The 14,582-nt window shown below is 69.8% G+C and carries 16 protein-coding genes and 1 tRNA gene; 7 read left to right on the top strand and 10 right to left on the bottom strand.

Features of this window, described 5'->3' with window-relative positions:
* Positions 1-13 precede the first annotated feature (13 nt).
* The 6 genes from ACFUUZ_RS25130 to aceE form a co-directional block, all read right to left on the bottom strand.
* Positions 14-1,447: an acyl-CoA carboxylase subunit beta gene (locus ACFUUZ_RS25130; protein ID WP_378700239.1), complete on the bottom strand. Its 1,434-nt coding sequence runs from the start codon at positions 1,445-1,447 to the stop codon at positions 14-16.
* A 150-nt stretch (positions 1,448-1,597) separates the two neighbouring features.
* Complete coding sequence (locus ACFUUZ_RS25125; protein ID WP_378700237.1) at positions 1,598-2,848, bottom strand: KasA/KasB family beta-ketoacyl-ACP synthase; 1,251 nt, start codon at positions 2,846-2,848, stop codon at positions 1,598-1,600.
* 10 nt (positions 2,849-2,858) lie between these two features.
* Positions 2,859-3,161 carry a meromycolate extension acyl carrier protein AcpM gene (gene acpM, locus ACFUUZ_RS25120; protein WP_067654938.1) on the bottom strand — a complete coding sequence of 101 codons (303 nt, stop codon included), beginning with the start codon at positions 3,159-3,161 and terminating at the stop codon, positions 2,859-2,861.
* A 123-nt stretch (positions 3,162-3,284) separates the two neighbouring features.
* Positions 3,285-4,199: an ACP S-malonyltransferase gene (locus ACFUUZ_RS25115; protein WP_378700234.1), complete on the bottom strand. Its 915-nt coding sequence runs from the start codon at positions 4,197-4,199 to the stop codon at positions 3,285-3,287.
* Positions 4,200-4,327: 128 nt separating this feature from the next.
* A complete protein-coding gene (locus tag ACFUUZ_RS25110) occupies positions 4,328-5,629 on the bottom strand; it encodes a PucR family transcriptional regulator (RefSeq protein ID WP_378700284.1) in 1,302 nt (433 codons plus the stop codon).
* A gap of 60 nt (positions 5,630-5,689) precedes the next feature.
* Positions 5,690-8,548, bottom strand: coding sequence for a pyruvate dehydrogenase (acetyl-transferring), homodimeric type (gene aceE / locus ACFUUZ_RS25105; protein WP_378700232.1), 2,859 nt, complete (start codon positions 8,546-8,548; stop codon positions 5,690-5,692).
* A 240-nt stretch (positions 8,549-8,788) separates the two neighbouring features.
* Here aceE and ACFUUZ_RS25100 point away from each other — a divergent pair, with 240 nt between their 5' ends.
* From ACFUUZ_RS25100 to ACFUUZ_RS25075, 6 genes are all read left to right on the top strand, one after another.
* Positions 8,789-9,313: a hypothetical protein gene (locus ACFUUZ_RS25100; RefSeq protein WP_378700230.1), complete on the top strand. Its 525-nt coding sequence runs from the start codon at positions 8,789-8,791 to the stop codon at positions 9,311-9,313.
* Between the two features lie 118 nt (positions 9,314-9,431).
* On the top strand, positions 9,432-9,854 hold the full coding sequence (locus tag ACFUUZ_RS25095) for a DUF3052 domain-containing protein (protein ID WP_378700228.1): 423 nt from the start codon (positions 9,432-9,434) through the stop codon (positions 9,852-9,854).
* A 69-nt stretch (positions 9,855-9,923) separates the two neighbouring features.
* A complete protein-coding gene (locus tag ACFUUZ_RS25090; RefSeq protein WP_378700226.1) occupies positions 9,924-10,388 on the top strand; it encodes a peroxiredoxin in 465 nt (154 codons plus the stop codon).
* Between the two features lie 35 nt (positions 10,389-10,423).
* Positions 10,424-10,495 (top strand) — tRNA-Val (locus ACFUUZ_RS25085).
* 50 nt (positions 10,496-10,545) lie between these two features.
* Positions 10,546-10,854, top strand: coding sequence for a type II toxin-antitoxin system Phd/YefM family antitoxin (locus ACFUUZ_RS25080; protein ID WP_378700224.1), 309 nt, complete (start codon positions 10,546-10,548; stop codon positions 10,852-10,854).
* 4 nt (positions 10,855-10,858) lie between these two features.
* Positions 10,859-11,380, top strand: coding sequence for a type II toxin-antitoxin system RelE/ParE family toxin (locus ACFUUZ_RS25075; RefSeq protein ID WP_378700222.1), 522 nt, complete (start codon positions 10,859-10,861; stop codon positions 11,378-11,380).
* A 74-nt stretch (positions 11,381-11,454) separates the two neighbouring features.
* Here ACFUUZ_RS25075 and ACFUUZ_RS25070 read toward each other — a convergent pair whose 3' ends face one another.
* On the bottom strand, positions 11,455-11,880 hold the full coding sequence (locus ACFUUZ_RS25070; protein WP_378700220.1) for a MarR family winged helix-turn-helix transcriptional regulator: 426 nt from the start codon (positions 11,878-11,880) through the stop codon (positions 11,455-11,457).
* An 82-nt stretch (positions 11,881-11,962) separates the two neighbouring features.
* On the opposite strand from ACFUUZ_RS25070, the gene ACFUUZ_RS25065 reads away from it, so the two are divergent.
* Entirely contained in the window at positions 11,963-12,460 is a 498-nt protein-coding gene (locus tag ACFUUZ_RS25065) for a YbhB/YbcL family Raf kinase inhibitor-like protein (RefSeq protein WP_378700218.1), read from the top strand.
* 51 nt (positions 12,461-12,511) lie between these two features.
* Here the strand turns inward: ACFUUZ_RS25065 and ACFUUZ_RS25060 are convergent, their stop codons facing one another.
* The 3 genes from ACFUUZ_RS25060 to ACFUUZ_RS25050 all read right to left on the bottom strand — a co-directional run bounded on the left by ACFUUZ_RS25060 (position 12,512) and on the right by ACFUUZ_RS25050 (position 14,531).
* Positions 12,512-13,003 (bottom strand): SRPBCC family protein, encoded by a 492-nt coding sequence (locus tag ACFUUZ_RS25060; protein ID WP_378700216.1) that lies wholly within the window; start codon positions 13,001-13,003, stop codon positions 12,512-12,514.
* Between the two features lie 70 nt (positions 13,004-13,073).
* A complete protein-coding gene (locus tag ACFUUZ_RS25055) occupies positions 13,074-13,604 on the bottom strand; it encodes a DUF3145 domain-containing protein (protein WP_378616579.1) in 531 nt (176 codons plus the stop codon).
* Positions 13,605-13,700: 96 nt separating this feature from the next.
* Entirely contained in the window at positions 13,701-14,531 is an 831-nt protein-coding gene (locus tag ACFUUZ_RS25050; RefSeq protein WP_378700214.1) for a serine hydrolase domain-containing protein, read from the bottom strand.
* Between the last annotated feature and the right edge of the window lie 51 nt (positions 14,532-14,582).

The raw sequence follows: 14,582 nt of genomic DNA, 5'->3' as shown, positions 1-14,582 counted from the left end.
CCGGAACCCCCAGCTACAGCGGGATGTTCTTGTGATGGCTGGCTACGGCGGGCACCGCGGCCAGCGCCGCCGCCAGCGTGCTGCGGGTGCGGGCCGGGTCGATGACCTCGTCCACCACCCCGATGGCGACGGCCCGCTCCACGCCCCCGGCGATCTGCTCGTGCTCGGCGGTCAAACGCTCGTGCAACGCCTCGCGCTCGGCCTCGGGCGCGGCGGCCAGCGCCTTCTTGTGCAGGATGCCGACGGCGGCCTTGGCCCCCATGACCGCGACCTCGGAGCCGGGCCAGGCGTAGACCGCGGTGGCGCCGAGCGCGCGGGCGTTCATGGCGATGTAGGCGCCGCCGTAGATCTTGCGGGTCACCAGCGTCACCCGCGGCACCCTGGCCTCGGCGAAGGCGTGCAGCAGCTTGGCGCCGCGGCGCACGACGCCCTCCCACTCCTGGCCGACGCCGGGCAGGTAGCCGGGCACGTCGGTGAGCACGATGATCGGGATGCCGAAGGCGTCGCAGAGCCGCACGAAGCGGGCCGCCTTCTCGGCGCTCTCGGAGTTCAGGCAGCCGCCGAGCCGCAGCGGGTTGTTGGCCAGCACGCCGACGGTGCGGCCGCCGAGCCTGCCGAGCCCGGTGACCATGCTGCGCGCGTACCCGCCCTGCAGCTCCTCGAAGGTGGACTCGCCGTCCACGTTGTCCAGCAGCTCGTGCACCACCGGCTTGACGTCGTAGGCCCGCCGCGGCGACTCCGGCAGCAGCGCCTTGAGGTCCACGTCGCCGCCCGCCGCCGCGGCCAGGTCGAACTCGCCCTGCTCGGCGAACATGGAGACCAGCCGCCGCGCCCGGTGCAGCGCGTCGGCCTCGTCGTTCGCGACGATGTGCGTCACGCCGGACTTCTTGCCGTGCGTCTCCGGCCCGCCGAGCGTGGCCATGTCGACCTGCTCGCCGGTGACGCTGCGCACCACGTCCGGGCCGGTGACGAAGACCCGGCCCTCGGGCGCCATGATCACGATGTCGGTGAGCGCGGGGCCGTAGGCGGCGCCGCCCGCGGCGAAGCCGAGCACGACGGAGAGCTGCGGAATCCGCCCCGATGCCCGGACCATCGCCTCGAACACCAGCCCGACCGCGTGCAGCGCCTCGACGCCCTCGGCCAGCCTGGCGCCGCCGGAGTGCCAGAGCCCGACCACCGGGACGCCCGCGTCCAGCGCGGTGTCGATGGCGGAGACGATGTGCTTGCAGCCGTCGACGCCCATGGCGCCGCCCATGACGGTGGCATCCGAGCAGTAGGCGACGGTGCGCACCCCGTCCACCTCGCCGATCGCGGCGAGCACGCCGGAGCGGTCGCGCGGGTGCAGCGGCAGGAGCGTGCCCGCGTCGAAGAACCGCTGCAGCCTGCCGAGCGGGTCGCGCGGGTCGGTGGCGGTGTCCGGTCGGAGCGCGGGGGCCATGATCGTCATCGCGCTCACCTCCTGTTCGGGGGCGGGTCGGTCGACGGCAGCATTCGATGGCGCCGCGTCCGGCGGAGAAAAAGGATGTGCGGGAACCGAAGGGGGCCCGGCAGAATGCCAGGGCCCCCGTCGTATTCCGTTGTGCGGTCGGGCTACTCGCTAGGCCCGGCCGAAGGCGAGCGCCACATTGTGCCCGCCGAAACCGAAGGAGTTGTTGACCGCGTACTCGATTTCCTGGCGCCGGGCCTCCCCGTGCACCACGTCGAGATCGATCTCCGGATCCTGGTTCTCCAGGTTCAGCGTCGGCGGGACGATGCCGTCCCGGATGCTGAGCACGGTGAGCACCGACTCCAGTGCGCCCACCGCGCCGATCGAGTGCCCGAGGGCGGACTTCGGCGCGTAGACCGAAGCGTGGTTACCCACCGACTTGCCGATCGCCCGCGCCTCGGCGGTGTCGCCGATCGGGGTGGCGGTGGCATGCGCGTTGATGTGGGTGATGTCGCTCTTCTGCAGTCCTGCGGTCTGCAGCGCCCTGGTGATGGCGCGCGCGGCGCCGCTGCCCTCGGGGTCGGGGGCGACCAGGTGGAAGCCGTCGGAGGTGATCCCCGCGCCGAGCAGCCTGGCGTGGATGGTGGCGCCGCGGGCCTTGGCGTGCTCCTCGGTCTCGATGACCATGAGGGCGCCCGCCTCGCCGAACACGAAGCCGTCGCGATCCTTGTCGAAGGGGCGCGAGGCGCCCTTCGGATCGTCGTTGCGGGTGCTCATCGCGCGCATCATGGAGAACGCCGCGATCGGCACCGCGTCGATGAAGCCCTCGACACCGCCGGTGACGACGATGTCGGCATCGCCCATGACGATCATCCGCCATGCGTTGGCGATGGCCTCGGAGCCGGACGAGCACGCCGAGACCGGAGTGACCACTCCTGCCCGCGCCTTCAATTCGAGGCCGACGACCGCGGAGGGGCCGTTCGGCATGACCATCTGCACGGCCAGCGGCGAGACCTTGCGGAAGCCGCCGTTCTTCAGCTTGTCGACCGAGTCGATGAGGGCGTCGCCGCCGCCGAGGCCGGTGCCGATCGCGACGCCGAGGCGTTCGGGATCGACCTCCGGGCTGCCGGCGTTGCGCCAGACCTCACGACCGAGCACGGTCGAGAGCTGCTCCACGTAGGACATGCGCCGGGCCTCGACCCTGGTCAGCAGGGTCTCCGGGTTCACCTTCAGGTGGCCGCCGATACGGACCGGCAGGTCGTATTCCTCGATGAAGTCATCCTCGAGAACGTCGATGCCGCTCTCGCCGTTGAGGAGGCCCTTCCACGTCGCATCGACGTCACCCGCGATCGACGTGGTCGCCGCCAGGCTCGTAACGACGACGTTGGGAAAGTTCCCGTTCTTGGTGGAAGGAGTGGTCACTGGTTCAGTCCTACTCGGCGCTGTCGAACTTGGCCTTGAGCTCGGCGGCGGCGTCGGAGTTCTCGGCCTCGAGCTTCTGGATGTAATTGACGGCGTCGCCGACCGTCTTCAGGCTGGCGAGATCCTCGTCCGGGATCTTGACGCCGTACTTGTCCTCGGTCTGCACAGCGATCTCGACCATGGACAGCGAGTCGATGTCCAGGTCATCGACGAAGGACTTCTCGACGGTCACCTCGGACGGCTCGATGCCGGTCACTTCCTCGATGATCTTGCCGAGCTCCTCGACGATTTGTTCCTGGGTCAGAGCGGCCACTTCGTGGCTCCCTTCTTGTTTCTGCTGAGTAGGGCTCTACTGGGTTTTCGATCGGAACCGGACTTTGGTTACCGTCCGGCTCGGTCACGGTCGCGTGTCGATTGCCGCGCGACCGTGGGAAAGCTAGCCGGAGCTCGTGAGCGCGGCCAAGGCGGGGAGGTCTTCGGGGGTTTTGAGCGCCAGTGTCGGCGTCCCCTTCAGCTCCCGCTTGGCGATGCCGACGAGGGTCCCGGCAGGTGGCAGCTCCGCCACCGCCGACACCCCGGCCCGCCTGCTGGTCTCGGTGCACAGATCCCACCGCACGGGGCGGGTGACCTGGGCCGCGAGCTTGTCGATCGCGTCCTGACCGGACTCGACGGGCGCGCCGTCGAAGTTCGAGAGCAGGGTGCGCACCGGCTCGCCGGGGGTGATCTTCGCGACCGCCGCGGTCACGGCGTCCTGGGCGGGCGCCATGTACGCGGTGTGGAACGCGCCCGCGACGGGGAGGGCGCGCACGCGCGCCTTCTCCGGCGGGTTCGCGGCGAGTTCCGCGAGGGCCTGCACCGCGCCCGCGGCCACGATCTGCCCGGCCGCGTTGCGGTTGGCCGGAACCAGGTCGAGCTCCGCGAGCCTGGCGAGCACGGCGGCCTCGTCGCCACCGAGCACCGCCGACATCCCGGTCGGCTCCAGCGCGCACGCCTTCGCCATCTCCGCGCCGCGGATGGCGGCCAGGGTGACCGCCTCGTCCGGCGTGATGACGCCCGCCACCGCCGCGGCGGCGAGCTCGCCGACCGAGTGCCCGGCCACGATGGTATCCGCGGGCAGCGAATCCTGGTCGATCTCCGCGAACGCGAGCAGCGCCGCGGCGACCACGAGCGGCTGGGTCACCGCGGTGTCGGTGATCTCCTCCGCGGTGGCGGTGGTGCCGAGGCGGACCAGATCCAGCCCCGACGCCTTGCTCCAGAGCGCGAGGCGATCGGCGGCGCCGGGCACCTCGAGCCAGGGCGCGAGCATGCCGGGTGTCTGGGACCCCTGTCCGGGGGCGAACAACGCGATCACGTCCCTAAGAAAACACTGTGAAGCGCCTACTACGTGATGTCGGCACCGATGAAGGTTTCGGACTGCTTTTGTGGGGGTCCCACAAACGGCCACGTCGGCCGCGCCGATCGCGCGGAGCGGGTTGGCCGTTACAGTCCGTCGGAACCCATCGAGGCAGAAGTGTCTTCTGATGGAGTTGATGACGATTCGTTACGAGTTCGTGTCAAACGACCTACTGTGGCAGCGATTCGGAGCACGTAAGCGTCGCGCGAATTCATCGGATCCCGGCCGGTGACTTCCGCGATGCGCTTCAGGCGATACCGCACCGTATTTGGATGGATGTACAGCTGACGGGCGCAGGTCTCGACCGCTCCCCCGCAATCGAGGTACGCATCAAGGGTGTCCGCCAGGGCCGAACCGGCCGCTGCCAACGGAAGCACAACGTAGTCGACGAGCGCCCCGACCGCAGCACGGTCCCCCAACAAGGCGCGTTCCGGCAACAACTCCGCGGCGTGCACCGGCCGCGGCGCCCCCCGCCAGCCGACCACCGCCTCCATCCCGGCCAGCGCCTCCACCGCGCTGGCGTGCGCGGCGCCGAGCGTGCGGGTGGTCGGCCCGATCACCACCGGGCCGTCGGAGAAGACCTCGGCCAGCAGGTCGCCGAGGAACGCCGACTCCTGCCCCGGCTCGCCGAGCGGCCCGCTCACCACCATCACCAGCCTGGTGCCCTGCACCACCGCCAGCGCGGCCCTGCCGTGCCGCGCCGCGATGGTGTGCACCGCGCCCACCGCCGAGACGCCCTGCTCGCGCGGCGGGATGCCGACGAGCACGGTGGCGGGCGCGGTGGCGTCCCAGTTCAAGGTGGCGGCCCTGGAGAGCATGTCCGGGCCGGTGTCGCCGCGCACGACGGCATCCACCACCAGCGCCTCGAGCCTGGTGTCCCACGCCCCCCTCGACTCCGCCGCGCTGGCGTACACCGAGGCGGCCGCGAAACCGAGCTCGCGCCCGTATCGCAGCACCGCCTCGGTGAGCGCCACCAGCTGCCGGTCGTTGCGGGCCAGCGCGGGCAGCCACTGCTCGAAGAACTCCATGGCCACCCTGACCATGTCCACGGTCTGGCGCAGCGTCAGCCGCCGCGCCAGGTCCTGCGGGAACACCTGGAAGGCGTCCAGGCTGAACCGGATGTCGCTGTCCGGGTCCTGCAGCCACTCCAGGAAGTTCACCACCGCGGTCTGCACCAGCATCTGCACGCCCGCGCGCTGCGCGGCGTCCAGATCGGCGAAGAACGGCAGCCGGTCCTGCATCGACCCCACCGCCTCGGTGGAGAGCCGCCCGGAGAACTGCTTGACCCGCCTGAGCAGCGTGTCCGGCAGCGGGTCCCGGTTCTGCCGGTTCGGCGAGAGCGCGCCGGTCGGCAGGTAGACCTCGTGCTCCGACGAGGTGTCCGAGATCCGCCTCGGCCGCGGTGGTTTACGCTCCACGATCCCTTCCGTTTTCGCCGCTACCGGTGGCTACTCGTCGTCGACGTCGGCCTCTGGCGCTGCCGTGACATCGTCGATGCGGTACTTCGCGGCCGCCTCGGCGGGCTTGGCCGCGTCGATCTTCCCGGCCTTCGCCAGCCCGGCCAGCACCGCCACCGTGATCGACTCGGCATCCACATTGAACACCCGGCGGGCGGCCGGGCGGGTGTCGGAGAAGCCGAAACCGTCGGTGCCGAGGGTGATGTAGTCGCCAGGGACCCACTTGCGGATCTGGTCCTGGACCGCCCGCATCCAGTCCGAGGCCGCCACGATCGGGCCTTCGGCCTCGGCCAGCACCTCGGTGATGTACGGGACGCCGGGGTCCTCGCCCGGGTGCCGCAGCGCCGCGATCTCCTTCGCCAGCCCGTCCCGGCGCAGCTCGCCCCACGACGTCACCGACCAGACGTCGGCCCGCACGTTCCACTCCTTCGCGAGCAGCTCCTGCGCGCGCAGCCCCGCGGGCACCGTGACGCCGGAGACCAGGATCTGCGCGGGCAGCTCGCCCTCGGTGCCCGCCCGGTAGCGGTAGATGCCCTTGAGCAGCCCCGCCACGTCCACGTCATCCGGCTCGGCCGGCTGCGGGTACGGCTCGTTGTAGAGGGTGATGTAGTAGAAGATGTTCTCGCCGCCGAAGCCGTCGACGCCCGGCGTTCCGCCGTACATCCGGCGCAGCCCGTCCCGCACGATGTGCGCGATCTCGAAGGCGTAGGCCGGGTCGTAGGTGACGACCGCCGGGTTGGTCGAGGCGAGCAGCAGCGAGTGGCCGTCGTTGTGCTGCAGCCCCTCGCCGGTCAGCGTGGTGCGCCCGGCGGTGGCGCCGAGCACGAAGCCGCGGGCCAGCTGGTCGGCGGCGGCCCAGAGCCCGTCGCCGGTGCGCTGGAAGCCGAACATCGAGTAGAAGATGTACAGCGGGATCATCGGCTCGCCGTGCGTGGCGTACGAGGTGCCCGCCGCGGTGAACGAGGCCGTCGAGCCCGCCTCGTTGATCCCCTCGTGCAGGATCTGCCCGGCGCTGCTCTCCTTGTAGGCGAGCATGAGCTCGGCGTCGACCGAGGTGTAGAGCTGGCCGTTGCGGTTGTAGATCTTCAGCGACGGGAACCACGAGTCCATGCCGAAGGTGCGCGCCTCGTCCGGGATGATCGGCACGATCCGCTTGCCGATCTCCTTGTCCCGCAGCAGCTCCTTCATGAGCCGGACCAGCGCCATGGTGGTGGCCACGTTCTGCTTGCCCGACCCCTTGCGGATCGAGCGGTACGCCTCGTCACCGGGGAGCTTCAGCGGCTGCGGCGCGGTGCGCCGCTCCGGCAGGAACCCGCCGAGCGCCTTGCGCCGGTCCAGCATGTACTGGACCTCGCGGGACTCCATGCCGGGGTGGTAGTACGGCGGAAGGTACGGGTCCTTCTCCAGCTCGGCGTCGGTGATCGGGATGCGCTGCAGGTCGCGGAAGTCCTTCAGGTCCTGCAGCGTCAGCTTCTTCATCTGGTGCGTGGCGTTGCGGCCCTCGAAGTGCTTGCCGAGGGTGTAGCCCTTGATCGTCTTGGCCAGGATCACCGTCGGCTGGCCCTTGTGCGCCATCGCCGCCGCGTAGGCCGCGTAGACCTTGCGGTAGTCGTGGCCGCCGCGCTTGAGGTTCCAGATCTCCGGGTCGGAGAGGTCCTGGACCAGCGCCTTGGTGCGCGGGTCGCGGCCGAAGAAGTGGTCGCGCACGTAGGCGCCGTCGTTCGCCTTGTAGGTCTGGTAGTCGCCGTCCGGCGTGGTGTTCATCAGGTTCACCAGCGCGCCGTCGCGGTCGGCGCCGAGCAGCGCGTCCCACTCCCGGCCCCAGATCACCTTGATCACGTTCCAGCCCGCGCCGCGGAAGAACGACTCCAGCTCCTGGATGATCTTCCCGTTGCCGCGGACCGGGCCGTCCAGGCGCTGCAGGTTGCAGTTGACCACGAAGGTCAGGTTGTCCAGCCCCTCCATCGCCGCCACGTGCGCGAGGCCGCGCGACTCCGGCTCGTCCATCTCGCCGTCGCCGAGGAAGGCCCAGACGTGCTGGTCCGAGGTGTCCTTGATGCCGCGGTCGTGCAGGTAGTGGTTGAACCGCGCCTGGTAGATGGCGTTCATCGGGCCCAGCCCCATGGAGACCGTCGGGAACTCCCAGAAGCTGTCCAGTAGCCGCGGGTGCGGGTACGAGGGCAGTCCGTGGCCGGGGCCGCCGTGGCTGTACTCCTGCCGGAAGCCGTCCAGCTTGTCCGTGGAGAGCCTGCCCTCCAGGAACGCGCGGGCGTAGATGCCGGGCGAGGCGTGGCCCTGGATGAAGATGGAGTCGCCGCCGCCGGGGTGGTCCTTGCCGCGGAAGAAGTGGTTGAAGCCCACCTCGTAGAGCGCGGCCGAGGAGGCGTAGGTGGAGATGTGCCCGCCGACGCCGATGCCCGGCCGCTGCGCGCGGTGCACCATGATCGCGGCGTTCCACCGGATCCAGGCGCGGAACCGGCGCTCCACCTCCTCGTCGCCGGGGAACCACGGCTCGTTCTCGGTCGGGATGGTGTTCACGTAGTCGGTGGAGGTCAGCGACGGGATCGCGACCCGGCGCTCACCGGCCCGCTCCAGCAGGCGGAGCATCAGGTAGCGGGCGCGGCCGGGGCCCTCGCGATCCAGCATCTGGTCGAACGACTCGAGCCATTCGCTGGTTTCCTCCGGGTCGATATCCGGTAGGTAGGAGGCCACGCCTTCGCGAATCACCCGCACCCGGCCGGACTGCGGAACGGACCCGGTGGGGTCGGTGCCCGCGGCGGCGGCCGGTTCCCCGGTGCGGTCGTCTCCGGCGGGTCGCGCCGGTGCGGAAGAGTGGATCAGGTCGGTCAAATCGGCTCCTCGTACAGGGGTGGACATGCTGATGGCGTCTGGTTCCCCGGGCGAGCACGCTGGTCGGCGCCCCGCCCGATACGAAAGGTTCGGGCGCACCAACCATCCTTGCCGATGGTGCGTCCCAGGTCATCATTCCAGCCGGGAATCCAGTACGTTCGAGAGGGAACGACGGTGTTGCCACCAGGGTGCTCGACAGCGGGGAGGACGATGATGCTGAACCCACGCGGGTTCGGACTGATGTGCGCGGCCGTGGCCGTCTCGGCCGGGCTCCTCGTGGCCGGCTGCGCGAACCGGGTCGACGGGACGGCGGCGCCGAACGTCGCCGACGTCTCCGCCTACAAGACCGAGGCCGCCTCCTCGTCGGCCGCGGCGACCTCGTCCCGCAAGGCCGCCGCCGAGGCCAAGGCCATCTCGGACAACTGCGGCCAGTTCCCCGGCATCACCGGCGTCGGGGTGTCGCGGTACAACGAGTTCGTCACCGCGCACGACAGCAACGCCCCGGACTACGTGCCGAAACGCGACGGCGCGGCGGACACCCTTGAGGACGCCGCGAACAAGGTCGAGGCCGGGGTCAACCAGGCTGCGGGCGCGTTGCCCGGCGACCTCGCCGCCCAGTTGACCGAGTACGTCGAAGCCGCGCGGGCGCTCGCCGGGCAGACCAGGCCGATGACCTACACCGCCCCCGTCGACGCGCTGAACGGGGCCAGCCAGCGGGTCAACAATGCCCGCAACGCGGTCAACACCAGCTGCGCCGGGCGCTGACCGCGGCCGCCCGCGCGCACGACATTCCGATGGCTTTTCGGCCGATCGGCTTGCGCTGCGGCCCGGAACCATGTTCGCTTGCAGCTATCTGTAGTCGGGAGTTGAGGAGGACACCACCGTGGTTGCCGCGGCGGACGCGCAGAACTTCGCAGAGAAGCTTGGCATTACCCACGGCTTGGTTGTCCAGGAGTTGGGCTGGGACGAGGACACCGACGACGACCTCCGCGCCGACGTCGAGGCGGTCAGCGGCAGCGAGATGGTCGACGAGGACTCCGACGAGGTCGTCGACGCCGTGCTGCTCTGGTGGCGCGACGGCGACGGTGACCTCGCCGACGAGCTGATGGACATCATCAGCCCGCTCGCCGACGACGGCTTCATCTGGGTGCTCACCCCCAAGACCGGCAGGCCCGGCCACGTCGATCCCAGCGAGATCGCCGAGGCCGCCCCCACCTCCGGCCTCACCCAGACCTCCGTGATCACCCTCGGTGCCTGGATCGGCAGCAGGCTGGTGCAGCCCAAGGCTCCCTCCAAGCAGCGCTGACCCCCTTCGCTAAGGTTTGCCCAGCGGGCAGGCGTGTGTCGCGCCGACCGGGAGAGGAAGGATTCGCGCATGCCGCTCGAGGTGGGCTCACCCGCGCCGGACTTCACGTTGAAGGACCAGAACAACCAGAGCGTCTCGCTCGCCGACTACCGCGGCCGCAAGAACGTGCTGCTCGTGTTCTACCCGCTCGCCTTCACCGGCATCTGCCAGGGCGAGCTCTGCAAGGTCAGGGACGAGCTCCCCAAGTTCCAGAACGACGACGCCGAGATCCTCGCCATCTCCGTCGGCCCACCGCCCACCCACAAGATCTGGGCCGCCGAACAGGGCTACACCTTCCCCCTGCTCTCCGACTTCTGGCCGCACGGCGCCGTCGCCCAGGCGTACGGGGTCTTCAACGAGAAATCCGGCATCCCGAACCGGGGCACCTTCGTCATCGATCGCTCCGGGATCGTCCGGTTCGCCGAGATGAACGGGCCCGGGGAGCCCCGTGACCAGGCGGCTTGGGAGAAAGCGCTGGCCGCGCTAGATTCATAAACCGCCGCGCCGGATTTCTCGTCCGGCCGGACCAGGGGCGTATAGCTCAGCGGTAGAGCACTGGTTTTACACACCAGCGGTCGGGGGTTCGATCCCCTCTGCGCCCACACCCTTCTCGACATCGTGCAACTGGATAGAAATCTGTACAGTTTCGGGTATGGCCATGCTGCACAACACCCGTGAACTCAGCGTCACCGACGCCGCGCGGCGCGGTATCGCCGGGCTGGTCGCAGATGCCGAAGCCGGTGCCGATCTGGTGGTCACCCGCCACCACCGGCCGGTCGCCGCCGTGGTCGGCATGGAACGGCTCGCCGAACTGGATCGCGCGGAGTCCGACCTCCGCGATCTCGCGCTGGTACTCGCACGGGCAGCGACCGACAGCGGTAACCGTACGTCGCTCGATGATGTGCTCGGCGCCTTCGGACACACGAGGCAGTCGCTGGCCGAACTCGATGACCCCGAGTAGACGAATGGTCGACGTTCTCTTCACGGATGCGGCGATCGACGACCTTCGGAAACTCGGACCCGACGCGGTGCCGAAAGTCTTGAAGAAGATTCTGCTGCTGCTGGAATCGCCCCGGGCGGGATATCCGCTCGGCGGCGAGTTGACGGGGTTTCGCAAACTCGTGGTCGGGCGCAACACCTGGCGCGTCGTATACCGGGTCGTCGATCAGCAGACGATCGAGATCTGTGAGGTCTGGGCAATCGGAGCCCGGGCCGACTCCGAGGTCTACGCGGAAGCAACTGCACGAATCGTCGCTGCTGCCGGTCGGTTACCGGAGTTCAGCAAGCTCGGCGTGGTGGTCGAAAGGCTCGGTCGGAATATCGAATCGTTCGGCGGCGCCCCGGCACCCCCACGCGAGCCCGTGCCCGAGTGGCTCGCACAGCGATTGATCCATACCGTGGGTATGGCTCCCGCCGAGGTCGCGGCGCTCGATCTCGAACAGGCCGTCGATCGCTGGGCCGAGTACACCTCGCGACCGTCCACATGATCCGAACCGAATTTCCGTGCGATGAATGGGCCGTTCGGCCGTGAGCGTGCAGTCGACCGCGAGCGGCTTCGGGCTCAGCCGCTGCCTGCGATGAGCTTGTCGAGCACCGCGGGAAAGCGTCTGAGCACCGCTCGCTCGTGAGCGGTCAGCGCGACCTGCGCGGCCCGCGCAATCCATTCCGCTCGGCCCGCCTGCTCGGCATCGAGGCGAGCGTCGCCCCGCGCGGACAGCGTCACGACGACGCGTCGACGGTCGTCGGGATCGGGGCTGACGTCGACCAGCCCCTGGTCCGTCAGCAATTTCACGGTTCGCGCCATGGTCTGGTGGCGGACCTGTTCCCGTTCGGCGAGCGCGACGATGGCGAGCGGCCCGTCTCGGCGCAGGTGGCCGAGGACGGCGGCCTGGCCCGCGGGCATGGTGTCGGCGCTGCGGACGCGGCGCACGAACTTTCCGACGGCGAGGCGGAGCTGCTCGGCGTCGGCAGCGGTGTAGTCGTCCACTGGACAAACTATACAGCTTGGCTGTACGTTTCGGATGTACAGCAAGGCTGTATAAAACGAGCTACTCCAGGAGGAATAGACAGTGAGCTACGACCCCTACGCGCTTGCCTTCCCCGCTGCCGAATTCGAGCTGCGCAGTACTGATTTCGAGGACGGCGGCGCGCTCCCGGCGAGCTGCTACAGCGGCGACAACCGCTCGCCCGCGCTGGCCTGGTCGGGGCTGCCCGAGGGGGCCAAGAGCCTGGTGATCACGGCCTTCGATGCCGACGCGCCGATTCCGGGCGGGCTCTGGCACTGGGTGGTCAAGGATGTGCCCGCCGCGACGGGGAGCATCGCGGCGGGAGACGGCGTGCCGGACGGCGCCGTGGCGCTGACCAACGATCTGGGCCAGGCGGCGTACTCGGGGGTGCAGCCGCCGCCGGGGACCGGCGTGCACCGACTGTTCGTCTGCGCGACGGCGCTCTCGGTGGATCGCCTCGAGGTTCCCGGGGGGACGAGCCTCGCGCTGCTCAATGTGCTGATGATTCCGCACACGGTGGGGCGAGCGGTCATCGTCGGGACGAGCGAGGCCGCCGCCTGACGGTTCGATGCGGCGCGCGGCGTGCGGCGCCGGAGTTTTCGGCGCCGGCGCTCAGCCCTTTCCTTCGCGGACATCCGTTCCGCGCTCGGCGAAGGCCTTGAAATCTTCCATGTGCCGCTGCGACTGCTTGCGGAAGGCGCCCGGCCACACGACACCGAACAGCCGCATGACCCAGCCGTCGAACCGGTACTCGCTATCGCTCTCCCAGCGCGTCGCCTCCGGTCCGGCCGCGGTCAGCCGGTCGCGGGTGACGCTCCACATGCCGGGGCCCGCGATCTCCCGGTCGAAGTGGACGACGACATCCTCGGGGATCTCGGTCAGGTCCGCCGGGTCGCGGCGGGTGATCGTCTCGGTGGCCTCGGTCTCCCGATTGCCCGTCCGCAGCACGACCTTCGACTCGGTGCCGAGCTGTCCGTGCTCACCGCGCACCGGCTCGTGCGACACCAGCCCGCGTAGCCACTTCGGCATGTTCGCGGGGTCGGCGAGCAGCTGGGCCACCCGCTCCCGGGGCAGGGCGATCTCGATCGAGTTGGTGTATTTCATCGCGCAGTTCCTCCGGGTCGCACGAACCCGGACGGTACCAGCCTCCGCTTATATAAGCCAGAAACGATACTCAGCCCACGTCCCGGCGCAGCCAGGTGACCTCGGCTCCGCCCTCGTACCCACCCCGGAATGCCTCGAGCTCCTCGTCCCACGCGGTGCCGAGCGCGCGCTCGATCTCGGCGGAGAGGTCGTAGTACCGCCCGATCTCGCGAGCGGCGTCGAGCATGGAGCGCAGCCGCATCTCGCCGACCTGCACGTCGCCGTTGGCGCTGGTGCTGCCGTGCCACAGCCCGAGCCCGGGCACGAAGCTGTAGCGCTCGCCGTCGACGCCGTCGCTCGGGTCCTCGGTCACCTCGAAGCGCAGCACCGGCCAGTCGCGCAGCGAGCGGGCGATTCGGGCGGCGGTGCCGACCGGGCCGACCCAGTCACTGGTGGCGCGGAGCTGGCCCGCCGCGGCGGGCTGGCCGGTCCAGGTGAGCTTGGCGGGGGCGCCGAGCGCCGAGGTCAGAGCCCATTCGACGTGCGGGCACAGCGCGGCAGGCGAGGAGTGGATGTAGACCACACCCGCCGTCGCATCAGAGAATTGACTCGATGCGCGCACCATTGACACCTCCAGCTTCGACGAGGGACGTCTTCCCCAACGGCCCGACGAAGCTGGCGTTGCCCGAGTGTACTGGAGTGCTCGGAGTTACAAGTGTTACTGGACCCCCGTGTTGGCCGCGAGTGACTTCTCGGCGATCACCGCGTCGCTGAACGCGGGCCACGCCTCCCGCGCCCAGTCCCCGAAATTCTCGTCGCTCAGCGCGACGCACGCCACCCGGATTTCCGGATCCACCCAGAGGAAGGTGCCGGACTGGCCGAAATGACCGTACGAGCGGGCGGAATTCGTGCTGCCGGTCCAGTGCGGGGACTTCTTGCCGCGAATTTCGAAACCGAGTCCCCAGTCGTTCGGGCGCTGTCGGCCGTAGCCGGGGAGGATGCCGTCGAGGCCGGGGAACTGCACACCGACGGCGGCCGCGTGGGTCTCCGCGGAGATCAGCGCGGGCTCCAGCAACTCGGCAGCGAACCGGGTCAGGTCGGCCACCGAGGAGGCGGCGCCGTGGCCCGCCGGGCCGTCCAGGGCGGAGTGAAACATACCGAGTGGTTCGAAAACGGCCTCGCGCAGGTACTCCGGGAACGCGATGCCGCTCTCGGCCTCGAGCAGCTCGGCCAGCAGCTCGAAGCCCGCGCTGGAGTAGATCCGCTTGGCGCCGGGCTCGGCGACCACCTCGCGACTGTCGAAGGCGACGCCGGAGGTGTGCGCGAGCAGGTGCCGCACGGTGGCGCCGGGCGGCCCCGCGGGCTGGTCGAGCTCGAGGGCGCCCTCCTCGACGGCGACCAGAACGGCGTACGCCACCAGGGGTTTCGTCACCGAGGCGAGCCGGAAGACCTGATCGACGTCACCGGCGGTGGCTACCGAACCACCGGCGACCACACCGGCGGCGGCATTCCGGACCGGCCATTTCCGCAATTCTTCGAAGGCACGCACGCCGCCGAGCCTAGTGAAGCGACCGGCCCCCGACACCGCGCGGTGTCGGGG

The organism is Nocardia sp. NPDC057353 (assembly GCF_042667085.1).
In the GTDB taxonomy this organism is placed as follows: domain Bacteria; phylum Actinomycetota; class Actinomycetes; order Mycobacteriales; family Mycobacteriaceae; genus Nocardia.
Note: the sequence above shows the minus strand (reverse complement) of the source record. Positions and strands in the feature narration are given on the sequence as shown.